Raw genomic sequence first — 19,809 nt, 5'->3', positions numbered from 1 at the left:
CTAAAAGGGCAGTGGGCGCCAGGCTGGCGCGATCAGGAAATATGCGTCTTGCCGTTGACGGAGGTGTCAGTTGTTTCAGAAGCAGCCGGTGCGGCGCTCGGCAGGTGACGGGCAATCAACCCGCGATAGGCTGCAGCGCCGAGGCATGCGCCGATGATCGGAGCGAAAATCGGCACCAGGAAGTAAGGAATATCGCGACCACCCGTGAAGGCTATTTCACCCCAACCGGCGAAAAAGGTCATCAGCTTAGGGCCGAAGTCACGCGCCGGGTTCATCGCAAAGCCGGTCAGCGGGCCCATGGCGCTACCGATCACTGCAATCAGCAGGCCGATCAGCAGGGGCGCCAACGGGCCGCGCGGCAGACCGTTGTTGTCGTCGGTGAGGGCCATGATCACGCCCATCAGGATAGCGGTGATGATCATCTCTACCAGGAACGCCTGGGCGGTGCTCAGCAGCGCATGGGGGTAGGTGGAGAACACCGACGCCAACTCAAGGCTGGCCTGGGAGCCGCGAACCATATGGTGAGTTTGTTCGTAATCGAAAAACAGGTTGCTGTAGAGCGTATAGACCAGTGCTGCGGAGCAAAACGCACCGGCGATCTGGGCAAGGATATAGAAGGGCAGTTTGCGCTTTTCGAAATCGGCGAAAATGCACAGGGCGATACTGACTGCCGGGTTGAGGTGAGCCCCGGAAATACCGGCGCTCAGGTAGATCGCCATACTTACGCCGACCCCCCAGATAATACTGATTTCCCATAACCCGAAGCTGGCACCCGCGACCTTGAGCGCAGCCACACAACCGGTACCGAAGAAGATCAGGAGCGCAGTCCCCAGGAATTCGGCCATGCATTGGCTCGAAAGTGAAGGCTGTTGAAGAGCAGTTGTCATGGAAAACCTCTGTTTTTGTTGTTGTCTGTTGTCTCGTCGCAAAGGGCGAGCGTCGACTTTCACCGTGGAAAGGATCCCCATCCTGGCCCACGGTTTACTGCTCGAGTGCTGCAGGGGTTATTCCTACAGTATTCGGAAACGAAAAAATATAGACAAGAATGGCGCCTGTCAAAGGTCGAAAGTGAACCATTGGTCATTTTCGAACTATTGGTGTGGTGAATGATCATGCGATGCGCATTGCGTGACGGTTATCCAAGGGTTGCACTAGAGCGTTTTGTGCGCACTTGGCCTAGAATTGGCCATCAGTTTGCCCAGCCTGGAGCGCTCATGACCCCCGCATTGGACCTGTTGAAAAAAGTTCGCGCCGAACATCGTATTCACAGTTATGAACACGACCCCAAGGCGGCGTCTTATGGCTTGGAGGCGGCGGAAAAACTGGCGCTCGACCCGGCGCAGGTGTTCAAGACGCTGCTGGCCAGCAGCGAAAAAGGTGAGTTGCTGGTGGCGGTCGTGCCGGTCGTCGGAAGTCTGGATCTAAAAGCCCTGGCCCAGGCGGCAGGGGTGAAAAAAGTCGAGATGGCCGACCCGTTGTCGGCGCAACGCGCCACGGGTTATTTGTTGGGCGGTATCAGCCCACTGGGTCAGAAGAAGCGTTTGCGCACGTTCATCGATGTGACGGCACAACCGTTTGCGACGATTTTTGTCAGCGCGGGGAGGAGGGGTTTGGAGGTTGAGCTGCCGGCGGCCGTGCTGGCTGAACATACCCAGGCCAAATTCGCGGAAATTGGCCGGGCCTGATAGGTGCTTATGCCGGGTTGCTGCGGCGTACGCCAGAGTCGGCGTGAGGGAGGTGCGCTGCAACGCTGCCTGATGCCTGGAACAGCACCAGATGTTCAGCCGCAACGCGAATGCCGACGTCCGCCCCGACCTGATGATCGGCATGGCTGGGGAAGATCGACTCCAGTTGAGCGCCCGTTGGCAACTGCAAGCGGTACAAGGTAGATGCGCCGAGGAAGGTCTTGCCGACAATCCGCGCTTTCAAGGCGCTGTCCGGTGCATAAACGATGTCATCCGGGCGCAGCAACACGTCCACCGCGCCACCTATAGGCCAGGTGTAGGCGCGATTACCGCGCAGGTCGCCCAGTTCGGTGCTGACCGATTCCGGCGAACTCAACTGGCCACGAATGAAATAGCCCTGGCCGATGAAGCTCGCCACGTAAGGCGTCTGCGGCTCGTGATAGAGGTTGTAGGGCGTGTCCCATTGCTCAAGGCGACCCTCTTTGAAAACCCCTACCTGATCACTGACGGCGAATGCTTCTTCCTGGTCATGGGTCACCAGGATCGCACTGGTGCCGCGCGCCTTGAGGATGTCACGCACTTCATGGCTGAGCTTGCGCCGCAGTTCGCCGTCGAGGTTGGAGAACGGTTCGTCGAGCAGCAACAGTTGCGGCTCCGGCGCCAGGGCGCGAGCGAGGGCGACACGTTGCTGCTGGCCGCCGGAAAGCTCGTGGGGAAAGCGCTTGCCCAGGTTCTTCAGGTTGACCAGTTCGAGTAACTCGGCGACCACGCGGTCTTTTTGCGGGTGTTTGCGAATGCCGAAGGCGATGTTGTCGGCCACGCTCAGATGAGGAAACAGAGCGTAATCCTGGAATACCATGCCAATCCGGCGCTTCTCTGGCGCCAGGGTGAAACCTGCGCTGGAGATGACTTCGCCGGCCAGGCTGATTTCGCCTTCATGCACCGGTTCAAACCCGGCAATTGCACGCAGGGTGGTGGTTTTGCCGCAGCCCGAGGACCCCAGCAGACAGCCGATGTCGCCGGCATTGAGGTGCAGGTTGAGATTCTGCACCACCCGTTGATCTTGATAGCCGCATGCCAGATTGCGCAGGTTCAGCAGAAGAGCATGACTCATGCGTGGTGATACGCCGGCTCTACCAGGAACTCGAGCAGGGCCTTCTGCGCGTGCAAACGGTTTTCGGCCTGGTCCCAGGCGACCGAGCGCGGGTCGTCCAGCAGGTCGAGGCTGATTTCTTCGCCACGATGCGCTGGCAGACAGTGCATGAACAAGACATCCGGCGCGGCCAGGTCGAGCAGCGCGCGGGTGACTTGGAACGGTGCGAACAAGGCCAGACGCTGGGCGGTTTCTTCTTCCTGGCCCATGGAGGTCCAGACGTCGGTGCTCACCAGATGCGCACCGATCACGGCATCGCGCGGGTCGCGCACCACGGTGACGCGGTCACCGGCCTGCGCCAGGAAGCGCGCCTCGGGCTCATAGCCCTCGGGGCAAGCGATGCGCAGTTGGAAATCGAACTGGATCGCCGCTTCTATATAGCTGTTGCACATGTTGTTGCCATCGCCGATCCAGGCCACGGTCTTGCCTCGGATCGCGCCGCGATGCTCAAGGAAGGTTTGCATGTCGGCCAGCAATTGGCAGGGATGCAGGTCATCGGACAGGCCGTTGATCACCGGTACGCGCGAGTTGGCGGCAAATTCGGTCAATGTGCTGTGGGCGAACGTACGGATCATCACCGCATCCAGCATGCGCGACATGACGATGGCGCAGTCGCTGATCGGCTCACCCCGACCCAGTTGGGTATCGCGCGGTGACAGGAAGATCGCCTGGCCGCCCAGCTGGATCATGCCGGCTTCGAACGATAAGCGGGTGCGGGTCGAGGACTTCTCGAAGATCATCCCGAGCACGCGGTTTTTCAAAGGCTCAAACAGTACGCCGCGGTTACGCAGGTCTTTAAGCTCAATGCCTCGACGGATCACGCTGACCAGCTCTTCGGGCGTGCAATCCATCAGGGAGAGAAAGTGCCTTGCGCTCATCATTAACTACCTTTTGCAACAGACCGCAGATACTCAAAGCCTTGTTTATTGTGACAACGGGCGAGACCTGCGGCGAAAGCCGCACGGGGCGACGAAATAGGGGAAGGCGCGATATTGACACTAAATGTCGCGTCTTACCAATAGGGCTACGATTTTAAGGGTGTTCAAGAAGGGCACGAGGGCGCTTTTGAAGACTGATTCCTGGCGGCAGCGGGGCATTTGTACACTGGCGTTGCAACCTTTTGCAATGCGCGAGGGCGGGCCCAGGCCAGGCTGTGTCGGTTTCAGAGACCGTGTGGGAAACGTCTGAAACATTTGCTCATGCTTAGCCACATGGCTTGGCCTGATAGCCATCGATTCACAAGGCGAACGGTGCTGGCGACTCCGCGGGGCTGGGTCCATAGTCTGGGCCAAAGCCCCTATAAAAGAGACTGGCCATGACCAAGACTCTCCACCACCGAGCCTGCCACCTGTGTGAAGCCATCTGCGGCCTGACCCTGGAAACCACCCTGGCCGACGACGGCCACCTGGCGATTACCTCGATCAAGGGGGACCCGCAGGACACGTTCAGCCGTGGGCATATCTGTCCCAAGGCCGTGGCGCTGCAAGATATCCAGAATGACCCGGACCGTCTGCGCCAACCGATGCTGAGAGTGGGCAGCGAATGGCAGCCGATCCCCTGGGAGGATGCATTCGCACACGTCGCCGAGCGGCTGGCCGATATCCAGGCGCGCCATGGGCAGAACGCGGTGGCGGTGTATCAGGGCAACCCCAGCGTGCACAACTACGGGCTGATGACCCACAGCAACTACTTCCTCGGCTTGCTCAAGACGCGCAATCGGTTCTCGGCGACCTCGGTGGACCAATTGCCCCACCACCTCACCAGTCACCTCATGTATGGCCACGGCTTGCTGTTGCCGATCCCGGATATCGACCACACCGATTTCATGCTGATCCTTGGCGGCAACCCGCTGGCGTCCAATGGCAGCATCATGACGGTGCCGGATGTGGAGAAGCGCCTGAAAGCCATCCAGGCCCGTGGGGGCAAAGTGGTAGTGGTCGATCCACGACGCAGCGAGACGGCCGCGATGGCCGATCAACACCTGTTCGTGCGCCCGGGAGGGGATGCCGCGCTGTTGTTCGGGGTACTCAACACGTTGTTCAGCGAGAACCTGACCCGCGCCAGTCATTTGCCGGTTGAAGGTCTTGAGGATGTGAGGCAGGCGATCGCCGGGTTTACCGCCGATGCGATGAGCCGCCAATGTGCGGTGCCCGCCGAGCAGATTCGTCAATTGGCGCGAGACTTTGCCGCCGCCGACAAGGCCGTGTGCTATGGACGAATGGGGGTCTCGACGCAGGCCTTCGGCACCCTTTGTCATTGGCTGGTGCAACTGATCAACCTGGTGACCGGTAATCTGGATCGTGTCGGCGGTGCGTTGTGCACCACACCGGCGGTGGACCTGGTGGCGTCAACCGGCGGTGGGCATTTCAATCGTTGGCAAAGTCGGGTTTCCGGGCGTCCGGAGTATGGCGGTGAGTTGCCCGTGTCGGCATTGGCCGAAGAAATGTTGACCGAAGGTGACGGACAGATCCGGGCGCTGGTGACGGTGGCGGGCAATCCTGTGCTGTCGACGCCCAATGGCCGCCAGCTGGAGCAGGCGTTGGATGGCCTGGAGTTCATGGTCAGCATCGACCTTTATATCAACGAGACCACGCGCTATGCCGACCTGATCCTGCCGTCCACCTCGGCGCTGGAGAACGACCACTACGACACCACCTTCAATATGTTCGCCGTGCGCAACGTCACTCGTTTCAATCGCGCGATCCTGCCAAAGCCTGAGGGTGCGTTGCACGATTGGGAGATTTTCGTCGGCCTGGCCAAGGCGTTTGCCACGCTGACCGGCGTGGCGCTCAAGCCCACGATGGAACCCATGAAGATGATTGATTTCGGGTTGCGCGCCGGCGTCTATGGCGATGCCTCCAGTCACAAATTGTCAGTGGCGATGTTGGCCGATCATCCCCATGGCGTGGACTTGGGGCCGCTCAAGCCCAATCTTGCGGCACGCCTGAAAACGGCCAATGGCCAGGTGCAGGCGGCGCCCGCGGTGATTTTGGCGGATCTTGCGCGCTTCGCGGTGCAACCGGTACCCAAGGACGATGAGCTGTTGCTGATCGGTCGCCGGCACGTACGCAGCAATAATTCCTGGATGCATAACTATCACCGTCTGGTGAAAGGCAAGCCTCGCCACCAGCTGTTGATGCACCCCGAAGACCTGGCCCGGCGTCAGTTGAGTGACGGTCAGCGGGTGCGCGTCAGTTCGCGTATCGGCATGGTCGAGGTGGAGGTGCTCGCCAGTCTGGACATGATGCCGGGCGTGGTCAGCCTGCCCCACGGTTGGGGCCATGGCCGGCCAGGCGTGCAGATGGCCATTGCCAGCGGGCAGCCGGGGGCCAGTGCGAATGACTTGACCGATGAACGGCAGTTAGATGAGTTATCCGGGAATGCCGCGCTGAACGGGGTGCCCGTACGGGTTGCGGCGGCATAAGCTGCCTGAGCACCGCGCGGGAATTTTGCGTTACAATGCGTCACCGTGCCGACCTGTGAGTCGCGAAGTTCCTGCAGAGGTGTTCCATGGATATCATCGAAACGATCAAAGAGCAGATTGCCAACAACACCATTCTGCTTTACATGAAGGGCGCGCCAAACGCTCCTCAGTGCGGTTTCTCCGCGAAAGCTTCCCAGGCCATCATGGCGTGTGGCGAGAAATTCGCTTACGTGGATATCCTGCAAAACCCTGAAATCCGCGCCAACCTGCCGAAATACGCCAACTGGCCTACCTTCCCACAACTGTGGGTAGCCGGTGAACTGGTCGGCGGTAGCGACATCATCGTTGAGATGGCGGCTGATGGCTCGCTGCAAGCGCTGATCAAGGAAGCCGCGGCAAACGCCGCTGCCAAGACTGACGCTTGATGCTTGTTAAGGTGCTTTTGTAAAAAAGCCCCGCAATAAAAAGCCCCGCTTCTCCAAGAGAGCGGGGCTTTTTTGTACCTGCGTTTCGGGGTTATTCACCCATCTGCGATTGCAGGTAGTTTTCCAGGCTGACTTTGTCGATCAGGCCCAGTTGGGTTTCCAGCCAGTCGATATGCTCTTCCTGATCTTCCAGGATATCTTCCAGCAGTTCACGGCTGCCGAAGTCGCCCTGGCTTTCGCAATGCGCAATGGCGGCCTTGAGGTCGCTGTGGCTCTTGTGTTCGAACTTCAGGTCGCTGCTGATCATTTCCTGGGAGTGTTCGCCGATATTCAGCTTGCCCAGGTCCTGCACGTTCGGCAGGCCTTCCAGGAACAGGATGCGCTTGATCAGGGCGTCCGCGTCCTTCATGGCCTTGATGGATTCTTTGTATTCACGCTTGCCCAGCTTTTCCAGGCCCCAATCGTCATACATGCGCGCATGCAGAAAGTACTGATTGATCGCGACCAGTTCATTGGCAAGGATTTTGTTGAGTTGCTGGATGACTGAAATGTCGCCTTTCATGACTGGGGTCCTGCCCTGTAATTGCTGTGTATAGGGCGGAGTTTGAGCGGCGAAATACTGGGTGTCAAACCTAAGTTATTGAATAATAAATGAAAATTAATAGGAATAAGAATGTTTGTGTTCCGCGTTTTGACGCTAACTAGTTGAATTGCAGGCATAAAAAAACCGGACACCAAGTCCGGTTCTTCAAAACACGCTGATTTAAGCGTGTGTAAATTCTGCAGAATAGGGGAGCGCTGTCTGTGCGGTCTGCAACTGTGTCAGGGTTTCCCGTACCACTTGTTTGGCCAGGCAAGCACATTTTCCGCACTGGCTGGCAACACCGGTGGTTTCACGCACTTCCTTGTAGCTGCAGCAACCTTCGTAGATTGCTTCGCGGATTTGTCCGTCGGTGACGCCAGTGCAGAGGCAGACATACATAAGGAGAACCGTCGCAGGTTTAAGACTTAAGTGCGGTGGATCTTAATGTTAACGAGAATGATTGTCAAAGTGGATTCGTAGGGTAGTTGCTGGCACTGCGCCCGCACTGACGAACGGTTTTTTCAGTGTATGATGGTCGGTCTTTACGAAGCGTGACTGCGTCACAGGGTTGTCGCCGGAATGCGGCAAACTCAAGGGCCGGTCCTTTTACTTCAATCGTCACCCCTGCATCAGGAGATACCCAATGAGCGTACTCGTCGGTAAACAAGCCCCGGATTTCGACGTACCTGCCGTCCTCGGCAATGGCGAAATCGTAGACAGCTTCAAACTGTCTGAAGCCATCAAAGGCAAATACGGCCTGGTGTTCTTCTACCCGCTGGACTTCACCTTCGTTTGCCCTTCGGAGCTGATCGCTCTGGACCATCGCATGGACGATTTCAAGGCGCGCAACGTTGAAGTGGTAGCCGTTTCCATCGACTCTCATTTCACCCACAACGCTTGGCGCAACACTGCCATCAATGATGGCGGTATCGGCAAAGTCAAATACACCATGGCTGCCGACATGAAGCACGACATCGCCAAAGCCTACGACGTCGAGTCCGAAGGCGGCGTGGCATTCCGTGGCGCGTTCCTGATCGACGACAAGGGCGTTGTGCGCTCGCAGATCATCAACGACCTGCCGCTGGGCCGTAACATGGAAGAACTGATCCGTCTGGTCGACGCTTTGCAATTCCACGAAGAGCACGGCGAAGTTTGCCCTGCCAACTGGAAAAAAGGCGACAAGGGCATGAACGCTTCGCCAGAAGGCGTTGCGGCTTACCTGACCGAGAACGCTGGCAAGCTGTAAGCCAGAATCGCGGTACAAAAAAACCGGCCTGAGAAGGCCGGTTTTTTTATGCCTGGGCGATGCCCCTGTAGTGAGCGGGGCAATAAGCGTAAATGCCGTCCTACGAAAAAGTCAGGGCAAGCCCGCTCACCGCAGAGCCCTTTCAGTCGTTGAAGTCTTCCCAGCCGCCCATGTCTTTCCAGCGGTTTACGATGCCGCAGAACAGCTCGGCGGTCTTCTCGGTGTCGTAGCGTGCCGAGTGGGCCTCGCGACCGTCGAAGTCGATACCCGCTGCCTGGCACGCCTTGGCCAATACCGTCTGGCCATAAGCCAGGCCGGCGAGGGTGGCCGTGTCGAAGCTGGAGAACGGATGGAACGGATTGCGTTTCATGTCCAGCCGAGCCACGGCCGCGTTCAGGAACCCCAGGTCGAAGCTGCTGTTGTGTCCCACCAGGATCGCACGTTTGCAGCCATTGGCCTTCAGTGCCTTACGCACGCCACGGAAGATATCGGTCAGTGCCGCCTCTTCACTCACGGCCATGCGCAGGGGGTGGTCCAGCTTGATCCCGGTGAACTCCAGGGCCGCCGCCTCGATGTTGGCGCCTTCGAATGGCTCGACACGAAAGAAGTGGGTGTGTTCCGGGTACACGAAGCCCTGTTCATCCATGCCGATGGTAGTAGCGGCGATTTCCAGCAGCGCGTCGGTGGCGCAATTGAAACCACCGGTCTCTACGTCGATGACAACCGGCAGATAACCGCGAAACCGCTCGGCCATCGGGTGACGGGAGCCGCCACCACTGTGCTCGTGTTCGTCGTCGAAATGATCTTCACTCACTTGCTTTCCTCCAGCAGGCGCCAGCGCAGTGTCTCACCGGCGCGCAGCGGGATGACGGTCAGCTCGCCGAACGGCAGGCTGGCAGGGGCGGTCCAGTCTTCGCGGACCAGGGTAATGCGGTCGGTATTCGCCGGCAGGCCGTAGAAACGTGGGCCGTTGAGGCTGGCGAAACCTTCGAGTTTGTCCAGGGCGTTACGCTGTTCGAACGCTTCGGCGTACAACTCGATCGCCGCATACGCGGTGTAGCAACCGGCGCAGCCGCATGCGGCTTCCTTGGCGTGCTGGGCGTGGGGGGCGGAGTCGGTGCCGAGGAAAAACTTCGGGTTGCCGCTGGTTGCCGCGTCCAGCAAGGCCACCTGATGGGTGTTGCGCTTGAGGATCGGCAGGCAATAGAAGTGCGGCCGAATCCCGCCCACCAGCATGTGGTTGCGGTTGTAGAGCAGGTGATGTGCGGTGATCGTCGCGCCGACGTTGGCCGAGGCCTCGGTGACGAACTGCACGGCATCGGCTGTGGTGATGTGCTCGAACACCACCTTGAGGGTGGGGAACAGCTCGACCACACGGCGCATATGCTCGTCGATGAAGATCTTTTCACGATCGAATACGTCGACATCACCACGGGTGACTTCACCGTGGATCAGCAACGGCATGCCGACTTCGGCCATGGCTTCGATGGCTGGCAGGATCTTGTCGATACTGGTTACGCCGGAATCTGAGTTGGTGGTCGCGCCCGCCGGGTACAACTTGGCGGCATGCACGAAACCGCTGGCTTTGGCCTGGCGAATTTCGTCAGGTTGGGTGCGGTCGGTCAGGTAGAGCACCATCAGCGGTTCGAAGCGGCTGCCGGCCGGCCGTGCAGCGAGGATACGCTGGCGATAGGCGTCGGCTTCGGCGGCATTACGGACCGGCGGTACCAGGTTAGGCATGATGATGGCGCGGCCGAACGTGCGCGCAACATCGGCCACAGTTTGGGTTAACGCAGCACCATCGCGAAGATGAATATGCCAGTCGTCGGGACGCAGCAGGGTCAGGCGGTCGGACATTGGGGATTCCAGGCGGGTCAATCTGGTGGGAATGCTACCGGAAAAGACACTTGCAGGCACTCGCTATCAAGTTTTGCAGGATGCGACCGATATCCCCGGGTATGCCTTAACGATGTATGACGCTTTGAAGTGTTGTAGAAACCAGTGGAGCCTCCCGTGCGCCAGCATTATCTAGCCCTGCTCAGTGTGTTCGCCAGCCTGCCTGTGATGGCCCTCACGTTCCAGACGCGCCTGGAGAATATTGAGTGGAAGGTGGAGGGCGATCAGTTCGAGTGCCGTCTGGCGCAACCGATCACCGATTTCGGTTCCGGAGAGTTCGTGCGCCGCGCCGGCGAGCAGGCGACGTTTCGTCTGAAAGCCTACAACGGCTCGCTCGGCGCAGGTTCGGCCACCTTGTTGGCCGCCGCCGCCCCTTGGCAACCCGGCCGGGGTGATATCAATCTCGGTGCCGTGCGTGTGGGCAGTGGCGATGTGCTGTTCAACAGCTCCCAAGCCCAAGCCAGTCGCCTGTTCAATGGTTTGCTGGAGGGGCGTAGTCCAACCGTGCGGCATTACGCGCGTGAGGGTGGCTATTCGGAGATACGCCTGCTGCCGGTGAAGTTCAACAAGGCCTACAACGATTATCAGGTGTGCACCACCAAGCTGCTGCCGATGAATTACGATCAGGTCAAACAGACCGAGGTCGGGTTTCCGGGCGGCGGCATCGAACTGGATGCCGCCGCCAAGAAAAAGCTGTCGGTGATCATCGCATTCATGAAAGCCGACCCCACGGTCAACCATGTCGAGTTGAACGGTCATTCCGATAACAGCGGCAATCGTCTGGCCAACCGTGATGTCTCGCGGCGTCGTGCGCTGGCCGTGATGGACTACTTGAAGGCCAATGGTATTCCAGAGTCGCAAATCACCATGCGTTTCTATGGCGAAAGCTACCCGTTGGCTCCCAACACCAATGCGGCCAATCGAGCGCGCAACCGTCGCGTCAACATCCAACTTGAACGGGTAGCAGCCCCCGAGAAACCAGCGCCTTCAGCCACAGGCCCGAGCAACCCCGCGCATATTTCATAGGGCGCTTCATAAGGTGCGACCATCGGTCGCCCGTTCGACATAATCTGTCGCTTTATCTTCATTTGCTGTCGCGCCTCTGTAAATTCGCGGTTTTGGTCGGTAGAATCGACGCCTTTCCGTACAACCCCGTGGAGTGATGGCATGGCCGACGTAAACAAGGTCGTTCTCGCGTATTCCGGCGGCCTGGACACTTCGGTGATCCTCAAGTGGCTGCAGGATACTTATAACTGTGAAGTGGTGACCTTCACCGCTGACCTGGGTCAGGGCGAAGAGGTCGAACCTGCACGTGCCAAGGCGCAAGCCATGGGCGTGAAAGAGATCTACATTGACGACCTGCGCGAAGAATTCGTCCGCGATTTCGTATTCCCGATGTTTCGCGCCAACACCGTCTACGAAGGCGAGTACCTGCTGGGTACTTCCATCGCACGTCCGCTGATCGCCAAGCGCCTGATTGAGATCGCCAATGAAACCGGCGCCGACGCCATTTCCCATGGCGCCACCGGCAAAGGCAACGACCAGGTCCGCTTCGAACTGGGTGCTTATGCGCTCAAGCCAGGCGTAAAAGTGATTGCTCCTTGGCGCGAATGGGACCTGCTGTCCCGTGAAAAGCTGATGGATTACGCTGAAAAGCATGCAATCCCGATCGAGCGTCACGGCAAGAAGAAATCCCCGTACTCGATGGACGCCAACCTGCTGCACATCTCCTACGAAGGCGGCGTGTTGGAAGACACCTGGACCGAGCACGAAGAAGACATGTGGCGTTGGACCGTCTCCCCGGAGAACGCACCCGACAAGCCGCAGTACCTGGAACTGACCTACCGCAACGGCGACATCGTCGCGCTGGACGGCGTCGAAATGACCCCGGCCACCGTGCTGGCGACCCTGAACCGTATCGGCGGCGAACATGGTATTGGCCGACTCGATATCGTTGAGAACCGCTACGTGGGCATGAAGTCCCGTGGTTGCTACGAAACCCCAGGCGGCACCATCATGCTGCGCGCTCACCGCGCCATCGAGTCCATCACGCTGGATCGTGAAGTGGCACACCTCAAAGATGAGCTGATGCCCAAGTACGCCAGCCTGATCTACACCGGCTACTGGTGGAGCCCTGAGCGTCTGATGCTGCAACAGATGATCGACGCCAGCCAGGCCCACGTAAATGGCGTCGTGCGCCTGAAGCTGTACAAGGGCAATGTGATCGTCACTGGTCGCAAGTCCGATGAATCGCTGTTCGACGCGAACATCGCCACCTTCGAAGAAGACGGCGGCGCCTACAATCAGGCGGACGCAGCAGGCTTTATCAAGTTGAATGCACTGCGCATGCGTATTGCGGCCAACAAAGGTCGCTCGTTGTTCTGAGTGATTCGCCCGATGTGAAAAATGGCCCCTTGTTCAAGGGGGCATTTTTTTTGCCTGAGTATTTGAATGGGAGTGAAATGTTTAAAGTTATTAAACACCTGTTGATAGTTTTGTAGCAGGCAATATGTGTTGAAATTTTTTGGTTAAATGACGATTGGATTTTGTAGGGAGAATGAATTTTTTACACCTGGGTAGGAACTAGCCTTACAGAAGATTCACTCACAAAAGTACAGCGAAGCCATTAGATGCTGAAACGTCTGTAGGAATTTTGGGTGTAAGAAAATATGTTAAGCGGAACTAAAGCAGCCGAATTTTTTATGCCGGCTTTACCTTGTGTGGGCAAGAGGCAAGGGGCATTTGCTGAAAGATATGTGCGTCACGTTTACCACAGGCCCTGTAGCCGCTGGAGATTTCACTCAAAATATGTACAAGCCCGGAAAGGTCTGAAAGGTTTTATAAAACTGGACACATCCAAGTTGGCGGTTTTTTGTAGGTTAATTCTTATATCGTTGTGGGTTGGGTCTCTGCTTGCTGTTGCTCGGGGGGGAATGCTATGCCAACTATGAAACGACTAGGCTATTGTGCGTGCTCTAAATAATTCGAACAGCGAAATTGGACTTTCTCATGAATAAAGTGCTGATCGTGGATGATCATCCCGTCATTCGTCTTGCTGTGCGCATGCTGATGGAGCGTCATGGTTATGAGGTCGTTGCCGAGACTGATAACGGTGTCGATGCGTTGCAACTTGCGCGGGAACACACGCCGGACATTGTCATACTGGATATCGGAATTCCCAAGCTCGATGGCCTGGAAGTTATTTGTCGGCTGGCTTCAACCAAACAACCTGCACCGTTCAAGGTGCTGGTACTGACATCCCAGGCCCCGGGGCATTTTTCCATGCGTTGCATGCAGGCGGGGGCGGCCGGGTATGTGTGCAAGCAGCAGGACCTGACCGAGTTGTTGAGTGCCATCAAGGCAGTGCTTTCCGGTTACAGCTATTTTCCGAACCAGGCACTCAACTCGGTACGCTCCACCATGGGCAACGCCAGTGAGGCTGACATGGTCGAGCGCTTGTCGGGGCGAGAAATGATGGTGCTGCAGCAACTTGCGCGGGGCAAAACCAACAAGGAGATTGCAGACGGTATGTTCCTTAGCAACAAGACGGTCAGTACCTATAAGACCCGCTTGTTACTCAAACTCAATGCCCGCTCCCTCGTTGACCTGATTGAGCTGGCCCAACGTAACGGGCTGGTATGAGGTAAGGCATTCCACCGCCAGAATACCCGCACAACCGGCAAAAAGCCTCCGTCAGGGAGGCTTCCGGTCGTTAACGAGTCGATCAGAAATCGAAGTCGTAATCGGCCAGCTGTTTTTGCAAGCGTCGCTCTTCCAGAAGATTGTCGATAGTGCGGCGTTTGCTCAAATTGGTCTTGGCGACCTCTACAACAGGGGCGTCCCCATCGTCATCCGACTCCACAATAAGGTCGTCTTCTACATCCAGTTGTTCTTTGCCAGTGCTCATAAGGTTAACTCCAGGCTAAGACTGCCGTTGGCGCTCCTTATAACGATAATCCGTGAACGGGTAAAAAAGATTTTTTCAATCGGTTGATCGGAAAAGCTAATGAGCACTCAATCGTCAGACGTCTTGTCCTTGTATTCACACAGGTCTTCAATGCGGCAGCTCCCGCAGCGAGGTTTGCGGGCCTGGCAGACGTACCGCCCATGCAGGATCAGCCAGTGGTGGGAATCGAGCAAATACGGTTTGGGCACGAACTTCATCAATTGCTTTTCAACCTCCACCACGTTCTTGCCGCGAGCAATGCCGGTGCGGTTGCTGACGCGGAAAATATGCGTGTCCACCGCCATGGTCAGTTGCCGGAACGCAGTATTGAGTACCACGTTAGCGGTTTTTCGGCCTACACCGGGGAGTGCTTCCAGTGCTTCTCGGGTTTGTGGCACTTCACTGCCATGCAGCTCAATGAGCATGCGGCAGGTCTCAATGACGTTCTTGGCCTTGCTGTTGTACAGGCCGATCGTCTTGATGTATTCCGACAGTCCATCCACACCCAGTGCGTAGATGGCTTCCGGCGTATTGGCAACCGGATACAGTTTGGCCGTGGCCTTGTTGACCCCAACGTCCGTGGATTGCGCCGACAGGATCACCGCTATCAGCAACTCGAACGGCGAAGAGTAGGCCAGCTCGGTTTTGGGCTCGGGATTGTCTTCGTGAAACCTGCGGAAAATTTCCAAGCGTTTCGCAGCATTCATGGGGCAGGCGTTTCCTTGCAGGCAGTCAACGTAGTGTTCAAAAGTAGGGCCGGGCTTTGCAGGATAAACCATCGCCAGCAACCCGGCAGCGTCTGTCGCGGCTCAAGCGCCGGTATGAGCGTCCACCTGGCGCTGAGCTTCGTCCAGTTTGCGCTGTGCGGCGTCCAGTTCAATTACGCTGCAGCCGGATTGACGTTGCAGCTTGCTGAGCTCGGCCCGTGCGTAAGCCAAGGCAGTTTTCAACTGGCGCAGTTGGGCGTCGATGGGGCGTTTTTCCACGCGCTGCAATTCGGGCCTGGGTTGTTCACTGTCATTTTCGGCGTCGTGCAGGGCTTGCTCGGCACTGACCAGCGCTGCGTTCAACGCTGCCAGTTGCTGTTGGTCAGCGTTCAGGTCCTGAGCTTTTTTCAGTTCGGCGCGGCGCATGGCCAGTTGGATCTTTGCGCGTTTGAGCGCCGGGTCTTTTTGAGTCGGCGGCGCTGTCGGGCTGGTAACTTCCAGGGCTGCCAGGGCCTGTTCCGCCGCTTCGAACTGCTGTTGCAACACGATCAGTTGCGACTGTTGCTCGAAGGTCGGTGGGTGACCAAAGGCTTTCAAGGATTTGTGCAGCTGAGCGCGGCTCATGGCGACCGTGATCTTGGCTTTTTTGACCGCTGCATCCTGGGCAGAATCGGTCGGCATGGGGGTGACCGGCGACAAGCGCTTGGAACGCGCCAGGCGTTCGGCGAGCTTGCAGGCTTCTTCCCGTTGCAGACGTGCATTGCGTTGCTCAAAGCGTCGCCGTGCGCGATCACGCTTCAGGCCGCGTTCATGACGCTGGTGGTCATTAGCCGCCAGGCCGCCCACAATCGGCAGCACAGAGGCTGCTGGGCGCATCTCAATACAATCGACAGGGCAGGGCGCGACACAAAGGTCGCAACCTGTGCACTCATCAATGATGACGGTGTGCATCAATTTGGCGGCGCCGACGATCGCGTCCACTGGGCAGGCCTGGATGCACTTGGTGCAACCGATGCATTCGGCTTCTCGGATATAGGCGACTTGGGCCGGGGCTTCGCCTCGACTGGTATCCAGCTCCAGGACCGGTACTTGTAGCAATTGCGCCAGGCCTGCGATGGTTTCCTGCCCGCCGGGAGGGCATTTGTTGATCGCCTCGCCAAGGGCGATGCCCTCGGCGTAAGGCTTGCAGCCCGGATGCCCACACTTGCCGCATTGGGTCTGCGGCAACAGCGCGTCGATACGTTGAATCAGGTTCATGATTGCATGCCGGTTAAACAAACAGGGCTTGCTGGAGCGAGCGGGCTTGCCCCGTGTCGAAGCCCGAGGCGACCCTGAAGTCGCCGCGTGCCCTTCAGACAGAAACGGGGCCAAGACCGTTGCGCGCCCCTGCGCGGGCAAGCCCGCGCACTACAGGCGCTGGCAGGTTACTTGATGCGCTGGCCCGGCTTCGCACCGCTGTCCGGGCTGAGCAGGTAGATTTCTTCGCCGCCAGGGCCTGCCGCCATCACCATGCCTTCGGAAACGCCGAACTTCATCTTCCGTGGCTTGAGGTTGGCGATCATCATGGTCAGGCGCCCGTCGAGTTTGGACGGGTCCGGATAAGCGCTCTTGATCCCGGAGAACACATTGCGTCGCTCGTCACCGATGTCCAGGGTCAGGCGCAGCAGCTTGTCGGCACCCTCTACAGCTTCGGCCTTGACGATCAGCGCAACACGCAGGTCCACGGCCGCAAAAGCGTCAAACTCGATTTCCGGGGAAATCGGGTCCTTGGCCAACTCGCCGTTGCCGGTCGCAGCGGACTCGCCGGTGTCGGTCTGGCTGGCAGTCAGGTCTTCTTTAGATGCGTCGGTCATGGCCTGGACTTTGGCCGGGTCGATGCGGGTCATCAGCGGCTTGAACTCATTCAATTGGTGGTTACTGAGCAGGGTGGAGTGATCGTTCCAGGTCAGCGGCGCAACGTTCAGGAACGCTTCTGCGTCGGCCGCCAGCAGTGGCAGCACCGGCTTGAGGAAGATCACCAACTGACGGAACAGGTTGACGCCCGTGGCGCAGATCGCCTGGACTTCAGCCTGCTTGCCTTCCTGCTTGTTCAGCGACCACGGTGCCTTGTCGGCAATCCAGGCGTTGGCGCGGTCGGCCAGGCCCATGATTTCGCGCATGGCGCGGGCGAAGTCGCGGGCTTCATAGGCGTCGGCGATGCTTGGCGCGGCAGCCCGGAAGGCATCGGTCAGTTCCGGCGCGGCGTTATCGGCTACCAGTACACCGGCGTTGCCCTTGTGGATAAAACCGGCACAACGGCTGGCAATGTTGACCACTTTACCGACCAGGTCCGAGTTGACCTTCTGCACGAAGTCTTCCAGGTTCAGGTCCAGATCGTCGACGCCACGGCCCAGCTTGGAGGCGTAGTAGTAACGCAGGTATTCCGGCGACAGGTGGTCCAGGTACGTTCGCGCCTTGATAAAGGTGCCACGGGACTTGGACATCTTCTGGCCGTTGACCGTCAGGTAGCCGTGTACTGCGATACCGGTTGGCTTGCGGTAGCCCGAACCTTCAAGCATCGCCGGCCAGAACAGGGCGTGGAAGTTGACGATATCCTTGCCGATGAAATGGTACAGCTCGGCTGTGGAGTCCTTGCCCCAGAACGCGTCGAAGTCCAGCGCCGGAGTGCGGTCGCACAGGTTCTTGAAGCTGGCCATGTAGCCGATCGGCGCGTCCAGCCATACATAGAAATACTTGCCGGGCTCGCCCGGGATCTCGAAGCCAAAGTACGGCGCATCGCGGGAGATGTCCCACTGTTGCAGGCCGCTGTCGAGCCATTCGGACAGTTTGTTGGCCACGGCGTCCTGCAGGGTGCCGCTGCGGGTCCAGGCTTGCAGCATCTGCTGGAAGTCCGGGAGCTTGAAGAAGAAGTGCTGGGAGTCCTTGAGCACCGGGGTGGCGCCGGAAATAGCCGACTTCGGATCTTTCAGGTCGGTGGGTGCGTAGGTGGCACCGCATTTCTCACAGTTGTCGCCGTACTGGTCTTCGGAGCCGCATTTCGGGCAGGTGCCCTTGATGAAGCGGTCGGCCAGGAACATTTTCTTTTCCGGGTCGAAATACTGGGTGACCGAACGCTGGTCGATGTGCCCGGCCTCCTTGAGGCGCAAGTAGATCTGGCTCGACAGCTCGCGGTTTTCTTCGGAGTGGGTCGAGTGGAAGTTGTCGAAATCCACCAGGAACTCGGCAAAGTCGGCGCTGTGTTCAGCCTGCACATTGTCGATCAGTTGCTCTGGAGTGATCCCTTCCTTTTCGGCGCGCAACATGATGGCCGAACCGTGGGCGTCGTCCGCGCAGACATAGATGCATTGATTGCCGCGATGCTTCTGGAAGCGCACCCACATATCGGTCTGGATGTACTCAAGCATATGGCCAAGATGGATGGAACCATTGGCATAGGGCAGGGCGCTGGTGACGAGGATCTTGCGTGGCTCGGACATGGGGCTCGGCTACTTGATGAAACGGAGGTCGGCCACTATAAAGCGCCGGGAAATATATTTCACCCCGTGGCGTTGTTTCAAAATCATCCTGGCGTTCGAAAGCATGCCGTTGGGCGGCGGGAACGGTTAGGATAGCCGCCTGTTTCAGTCAGTCTTTTTCGGGAGTAGCCCATGAGCGCCGTCAATCGCGCAGCGGTGGAAGCCGTTCTTCGCCAGTACACCGACCCCTATTTGAACCAGGACCCGGTCAGTGCCGGTTGTGTGCGTGCCATTGAGGTCCAGGGCGACCACGTATCGGTCCAGCTGGAGTTGGGCTATGCCGCCGGCCTGTTCAAAAGTGGCTGGGCGCAGATGCTGCAAATGGCCATCGAGGGCCTCGACGGCGTACGTTCCGCCAAGGTCGATATTCAGTGTGTGATTGCCTCCCACAAAGCCCAGGCGCAAATCCCGGGGCTGGCCAACGTCAAGAACGTGGTGGCGGTGGCGTCCGGCAAGGGTGGCGTGGGTAAATCCACCACGGCGGCCAACCTCGCTCTGGCCCTCGCCCGGGAAGGCGCCCGCGTCGGTATTCTCGATGCGGATATCTATGGCCCCAGCCAGGGCGTGATGTTCGGTATTGCCGAAGGTACGCGACCGAAAGTGAAGGACCAGAAGTGGTTTGTGCCTATCGAGTCCCTGGGCGTGGAAGTGATGTCCATGGCCTTTCTCACCGATGACAATACGCCGATGGTCTGGCGCGGGCCGATGGTGTCCGGTGCGCTGCTGCAATTGGTTACCCAGACCGCCTGGGGCGACCTGGACTACCTGGTGATCGACATGCCGCCCGGCACCGGAGATATCCAGCTGACCCTGGCGCAGAAAGTCCCGGTAGCCGGCTCGGTGATCGTGACCACCCCCCAGGACCTGGCGCTGCTCGACGCAAAGAAGGGTGTGGAGATGTTCCGCAAGGTCAACATCCCGGTACTCGGCGTCGTGGAAAACATGGCGGTGCACATCTGCTCCAACTGTGGGCATGCCGAGCACCTGTTTGGTGTAGGTGGTGGCGAGAAGCTGGCGACTCAGTATGGCGTCGAACTGCTGGCCTCGTTGCCCCTGTCTATGGTGATTCGTGAGCAGGCCGATGGTGGCAGGCCTACCGTGATAGCTGAGCCGGACAGCCAGATCGCGATGATCTATCAGGAACTGGCTCGCCATGTGGGCGCGCGGATTGTCCTGCAGGAAGCCGACGCGCCAGCAATGCCGACGATTACCGTCAGCGACGACTGAGC

The 19,809-nt window shown here is 58.5% G+C and carries 19 protein-coding genes; 8 read left to right on the top strand and 11 right to left on the bottom strand.

The window, feature by feature from the left end:
• Positions 1 to 32: 32 nt before the first annotated feature.
• The gene (locus tag EXW71_RS10125) at positions 33 to 887 is read right to left on the bottom strand and encodes an MIP/aquaporin family protein (protein WP_134658370.1); all 855 of its coding nucleotides are present in this window, start codon (positions 885 to 887) and stop codon (positions 33 to 35) included.
• A gap of 327 nt (positions 888 to 1,214) precedes the next feature.
• Between EXW71_RS10125 and ybaK the strand changes: the two genes are divergently transcribed.
• Positions 1,215 to 1,685, top strand: a complete 471-nt coding sequence (gene ybaK / locus EXW71_RS10120) for a Cys-tRNA(Pro) deacylase (protein ID WP_123714784.1) — start codon at positions 1,215 to 1,217, stop codon at positions 1,683 to 1,685.
• A gap of 7 nt (positions 1,686 to 1,692) precedes the next feature.
• On the opposite strand, the gene EXW71_RS10115 is transcribed toward ybaK, so the two are convergent.
• Together EXW71_RS10115 and argF are read right to left on the bottom strand one after the other, a co-directional pair.
• Entirely contained in the window at positions 1,693 to 2,799 is a 1,107-nt protein-coding gene (locus EXW71_RS10115; RefSeq protein WP_134658368.1) for an ABC transporter ATP-binding protein, read from the bottom strand.
• Positions 2,796 to 3,716 carry an ornithine carbamoyltransferase gene (gene argF, locus EXW71_RS10110; RefSeq protein WP_123714786.1) on the bottom strand — a complete coding sequence of 307 codons (921 nt, stop codon included), beginning with the start codon at positions 3,714 to 3,716 and terminating at the stop codon, positions 2,796 to 2,798. The genes EXW71_RS10115 and argF overlap by 4 nt, the downstream gene beginning before the upstream one ends.
• 437 nt (positions 3,717 to 4,153) lie before the next feature.
• Between argF and EXW71_RS10100 the strand changes: the two genes are divergently transcribed.
• Together EXW71_RS10100 and grxD are read left to right on the top strand one after the other, a co-directional pair.
• The gene (locus EXW71_RS10100) at positions 4,154 to 6,262 is read left to right on the top strand and encodes a molybdopterin oxidoreductase family protein (RefSeq protein ID WP_134658366.1); all 2,109 of its coding nucleotides are present in this window, start codon (positions 4,154 to 4,156) and stop codon (positions 6,260 to 6,262) included.
• Positions 6,263 to 6,348: 86 nt separating this feature from the next.
• Complete coding sequence (grxD, locus tag EXW71_RS10095) at positions 6,349 to 6,687, top strand: Grx4 family monothiol glutaredoxin (protein WP_065906770.1); 339 nt, start codon at positions 6,349 to 6,351, stop codon at positions 6,685 to 6,687.
• Positions 6,688 to 6,778: 91 nt separating this feature from the next.
• Here the strand turns inward: grxD and bfr are convergent, their stop codons facing one another.
• Both bfr and EXW71_RS10085 read right to left on the bottom strand, forming a co-directional pair.
• Positions 6,779 to 7,249: a bacterioferritin gene (bfr, locus tag EXW71_RS10090; protein ID WP_123714788.1), complete on the bottom strand. Its 471-nt coding sequence runs from the start codon at positions 7,247 to 7,249 to the stop codon at positions 6,779 to 6,781.
• Between the two features lie 201 nt (positions 7,250 to 7,450).
• A complete protein-coding gene (locus EXW71_RS10085; RefSeq protein WP_123714789.1) occupies positions 7,451 to 7,669 on the bottom strand; it encodes a bacterioferritin-associated ferredoxin in 219 nt (72 codons plus the stop codon).
• Between the two features lie 244 nt (positions 7,670 to 7,913).
• On the opposite strand from EXW71_RS10085, the gene EXW71_RS10080 reads away from it, so the two are divergent.
• Entirely contained in the window at positions 7,914 to 8,516 is a 603-nt protein-coding gene (locus tag EXW71_RS10080; protein WP_003172097.1) for a peroxiredoxin, read from the top strand.
• Between the two features lie 142 nt (positions 8,517 to 8,658).
• Here EXW71_RS10080 and rnt read toward each other — a convergent pair whose 3' ends face one another.
• Positions 8,659 to 9,330, bottom strand: coding sequence for a ribonuclease T (rnt, locus tag EXW71_RS10075; protein WP_060753949.1), 672 nt, complete (start codon positions 9,328 to 9,330; stop codon positions 8,659 to 8,661).
• The gene (gene pyrC, locus EXW71_RS10070) at positions 9,327 to 10,373 is read right to left on the bottom strand and encodes a dihydroorotase (protein WP_134658364.1); all 1,047 of its coding nucleotides are present in this window, start codon (positions 10,371 to 10,373) and stop codon (positions 9,327 to 9,329) included. The genes rnt and pyrC overlap by 4 nt, the downstream gene beginning before the upstream one ends.
• A 156-nt stretch (positions 10,374 to 10,529) precedes the next feature.
• Between pyrC and EXW71_RS10065 the strand changes: the two genes are divergently transcribed.
• From EXW71_RS10065 to EXW71_RS10055, 3 genes are all read left to right on the top strand, one after another.
• Positions 10,530 to 11,438, top strand: a complete 909-nt coding sequence (locus EXW71_RS10065; RefSeq protein WP_134658362.1) for an OmpA family protein — start codon at positions 10,530 to 10,532, stop codon at positions 11,436 to 11,438.
• Positions 11,439 to 11,579: 141 nt separating this feature from the next.
• The gene (locus EXW71_RS10060; protein ID WP_123714792.1) at positions 11,580 to 12,797 is read left to right on the top strand and encodes an argininosuccinate synthase; all 1,218 of its coding nucleotides are present in this window, start codon (positions 11,580 to 11,582) and stop codon (positions 12,795 to 12,797) included.
• Positions 12,798 to 13,421: 624 nt separating this feature from the next.
• On the top strand, positions 13,422 to 14,054 hold the full coding sequence (locus tag EXW71_RS10055; RefSeq protein WP_060753953.1) for a response regulator transcription factor: 633 nt from the start codon (positions 13,422 to 13,424) through the stop codon (positions 14,052 to 14,054).
• An 82-nt stretch (positions 14,055 to 14,136) separates the two neighbouring features.
• On the opposite strand, the gene EXW71_RS10050 is transcribed toward EXW71_RS10055, so the two are convergent.
• The 4 genes from EXW71_RS10050 to metG form a co-directional block, all read right to left on the bottom strand.
• On the bottom strand, positions 14,137 to 14,319 hold the full coding sequence (locus tag EXW71_RS10050) for a PA3496 family putative envelope integrity protein (RefSeq protein ID WP_134658360.1): 183 nt from the start codon (positions 14,317 to 14,319) through the stop codon (positions 14,137 to 14,139).
• 107 nt (positions 14,320 to 14,426) lie between these two features.
• Positions 14,427 to 15,065, bottom strand: coding sequence for an endonuclease III (gene nth, locus EXW71_RS10045; RefSeq protein WP_123714794.1), 639 nt, complete (start codon positions 15,063 to 15,065; stop codon positions 14,427 to 14,429).
• Positions 15,066 to 15,167: 102 nt separating this feature from the next.
• Positions 15,168 to 16,322, bottom strand: a complete 1,155-nt coding sequence (gene rsxB / locus EXW71_RS10040; RefSeq protein ID WP_134658358.1) for an electron transport complex subunit RsxB — start codon at positions 16,320 to 16,322, stop codon at positions 15,168 to 15,170.
• Between the two features lie 167 nt (positions 16,323 to 16,489).
• The gene (metG, locus tag EXW71_RS10035) at positions 16,490 to 18,541 is read right to left on the bottom strand and encodes a methionine--tRNA ligase (protein WP_134658356.1); all 2,052 of its coding nucleotides are present in this window, start codon (positions 18,539 to 18,541) and stop codon (positions 16,490 to 16,492) included.
• Between the two features lie 171 nt (positions 18,542 to 18,712).
• On the opposite strand from metG, the gene apbC reads away from it, so the two are divergent.
• The gene (apbC, locus tag EXW71_RS10030; protein ID WP_134658354.1) at positions 18,713 to 19,807 is read left to right on the top strand and encodes an iron-sulfur cluster carrier protein ApbC; all 1,095 of its coding nucleotides are present in this window, start codon (positions 18,713 to 18,715) and stop codon (positions 19,805 to 19,807) included.
• Positions 19,808 to 19,809: the final 2 nt, after the last annotated feature.

The organism is Pseudomonas sp. BCA17 (assembly GCF_004519405.1).
In the GTDB taxonomy this organism is placed as follows: domain Bacteria; phylum Pseudomonadota; class Gammaproteobacteria; order Pseudomonadales; family Pseudomonadaceae; genus Aquipseudomonas.
The sequence above is the reverse complement of the archived record's forward strand: the minus strand, read 5'-3'. Positions and strand labels throughout refer to the sequence as shown.

Excerpts from the sequence above, each read along its gene's own strand:
- bfr (WP_123714788.1), bottom strand. The coding sequence starts at position 7,249 with ATGAAAGGCGACATTTCAGTCATCCAGCAACTCAACAAAATCCTTGCC.
- EXW71_RS10055 (WP_060753953.1), top strand. The coding sequence starts at position 13,422 with ATGAATAAAGTGCTGATCGTGGATGATCATCCCGTCATTCGTCTTGCT.
- EXW71_RS10125 (WP_134658370.1), bottom strand. The coding sequence starts at position 887 with ATGACAACTGCTCTTCAACAGCCTTCACTTTCGAGCCAATGCATGGCC.
- apbC (WP_134658354.1), top strand. The coding sequence starts at position 18,713 with ATGAGCGCCGTCAATCGCGCAGCGGTGGAAGCCGTTCTTCGCCAGTAC.
- EXW71_RS10060 (WP_123714792.1), top strand. The coding sequence starts at position 11,580 with ATGGCCGACGTAAACAAGGTCGTTCTCGCGTATTCCGGCGGCCTGGAC.
- argF (WP_123714786.1), bottom strand. The coding sequence starts at position 3,716 with ATGAGCGCAAGGCACTTTCTCTCCCTGATGGATTGCACGCCCGAAGAG.
- EXW71_RS10115 (WP_134658368.1), bottom strand. The coding sequence starts at position 2,799 with ATGAGTCATGCTCTTCTGCTGAACCTGCGCAATCTGGCATGCGGCTAT.
- EXW71_RS10050 (WP_134658360.1), bottom strand. The coding sequence starts at position 14,319 with ATGAGCACTGGCAAAGAACAACTGGATGTAGAAGACGACCTTATTGTG.
- EXW71_RS10080 (WP_003172097.1), top strand. The coding sequence starts at position 7,914 with ATGAGCGTACTCGTCGGTAAACAAGCCCCGGATTTCGACGTACCTGCC.
- pyrC (WP_134658364.1), bottom strand. The coding sequence starts at position 10,373 with ATGTCCGACCGCCTGACCCTGCTGCGTCCCGACGACTGGCATATTCAT.
- grxD (WP_065906770.1), top strand. The coding sequence starts at position 6,349 with ATGGATATCATCGAAACGATCAAAGAGCAGATTGCCAACAACACCATT.
- metG (WP_134658356.1), bottom strand. The coding sequence starts at position 18,541 with ATGTCCGAGCCACGCAAGATCCTCGTCACCAGCGCCCTGCCCTATGCC.
- nth (WP_123714794.1), bottom strand. The coding sequence starts at position 15,065 with ATGAATGCTGCGAAACGCTTGGAAATTTTCCGCAGGTTTCACGAAGAC.
- EXW71_RS10085 (WP_123714789.1), bottom strand. The coding sequence starts at position 7,669 with ATGTATGTCTGCCTCTGCACTGGCGTCACCGACGGACAAATCCGCGAA.
- ybaK (WP_123714784.1), top strand. The coding sequence starts at position 1,215 with ATGACCCCCGCATTGGACCTGTTGAAAAAAGTTCGCGCCGAACATCGT.
- rsxB (WP_134658358.1), bottom strand. The coding sequence starts at position 16,322 with ATGAACCTGATTCAACGTATCGACGCGCTGTTGCCGCAGACCCAATGC.
- EXW71_RS10100 (WP_134658366.1), top strand. The coding sequence starts at position 4,154 with ATGACCAAGACTCTCCACCACCGAGCCTGCCACCTGTGTGAAGCCATC.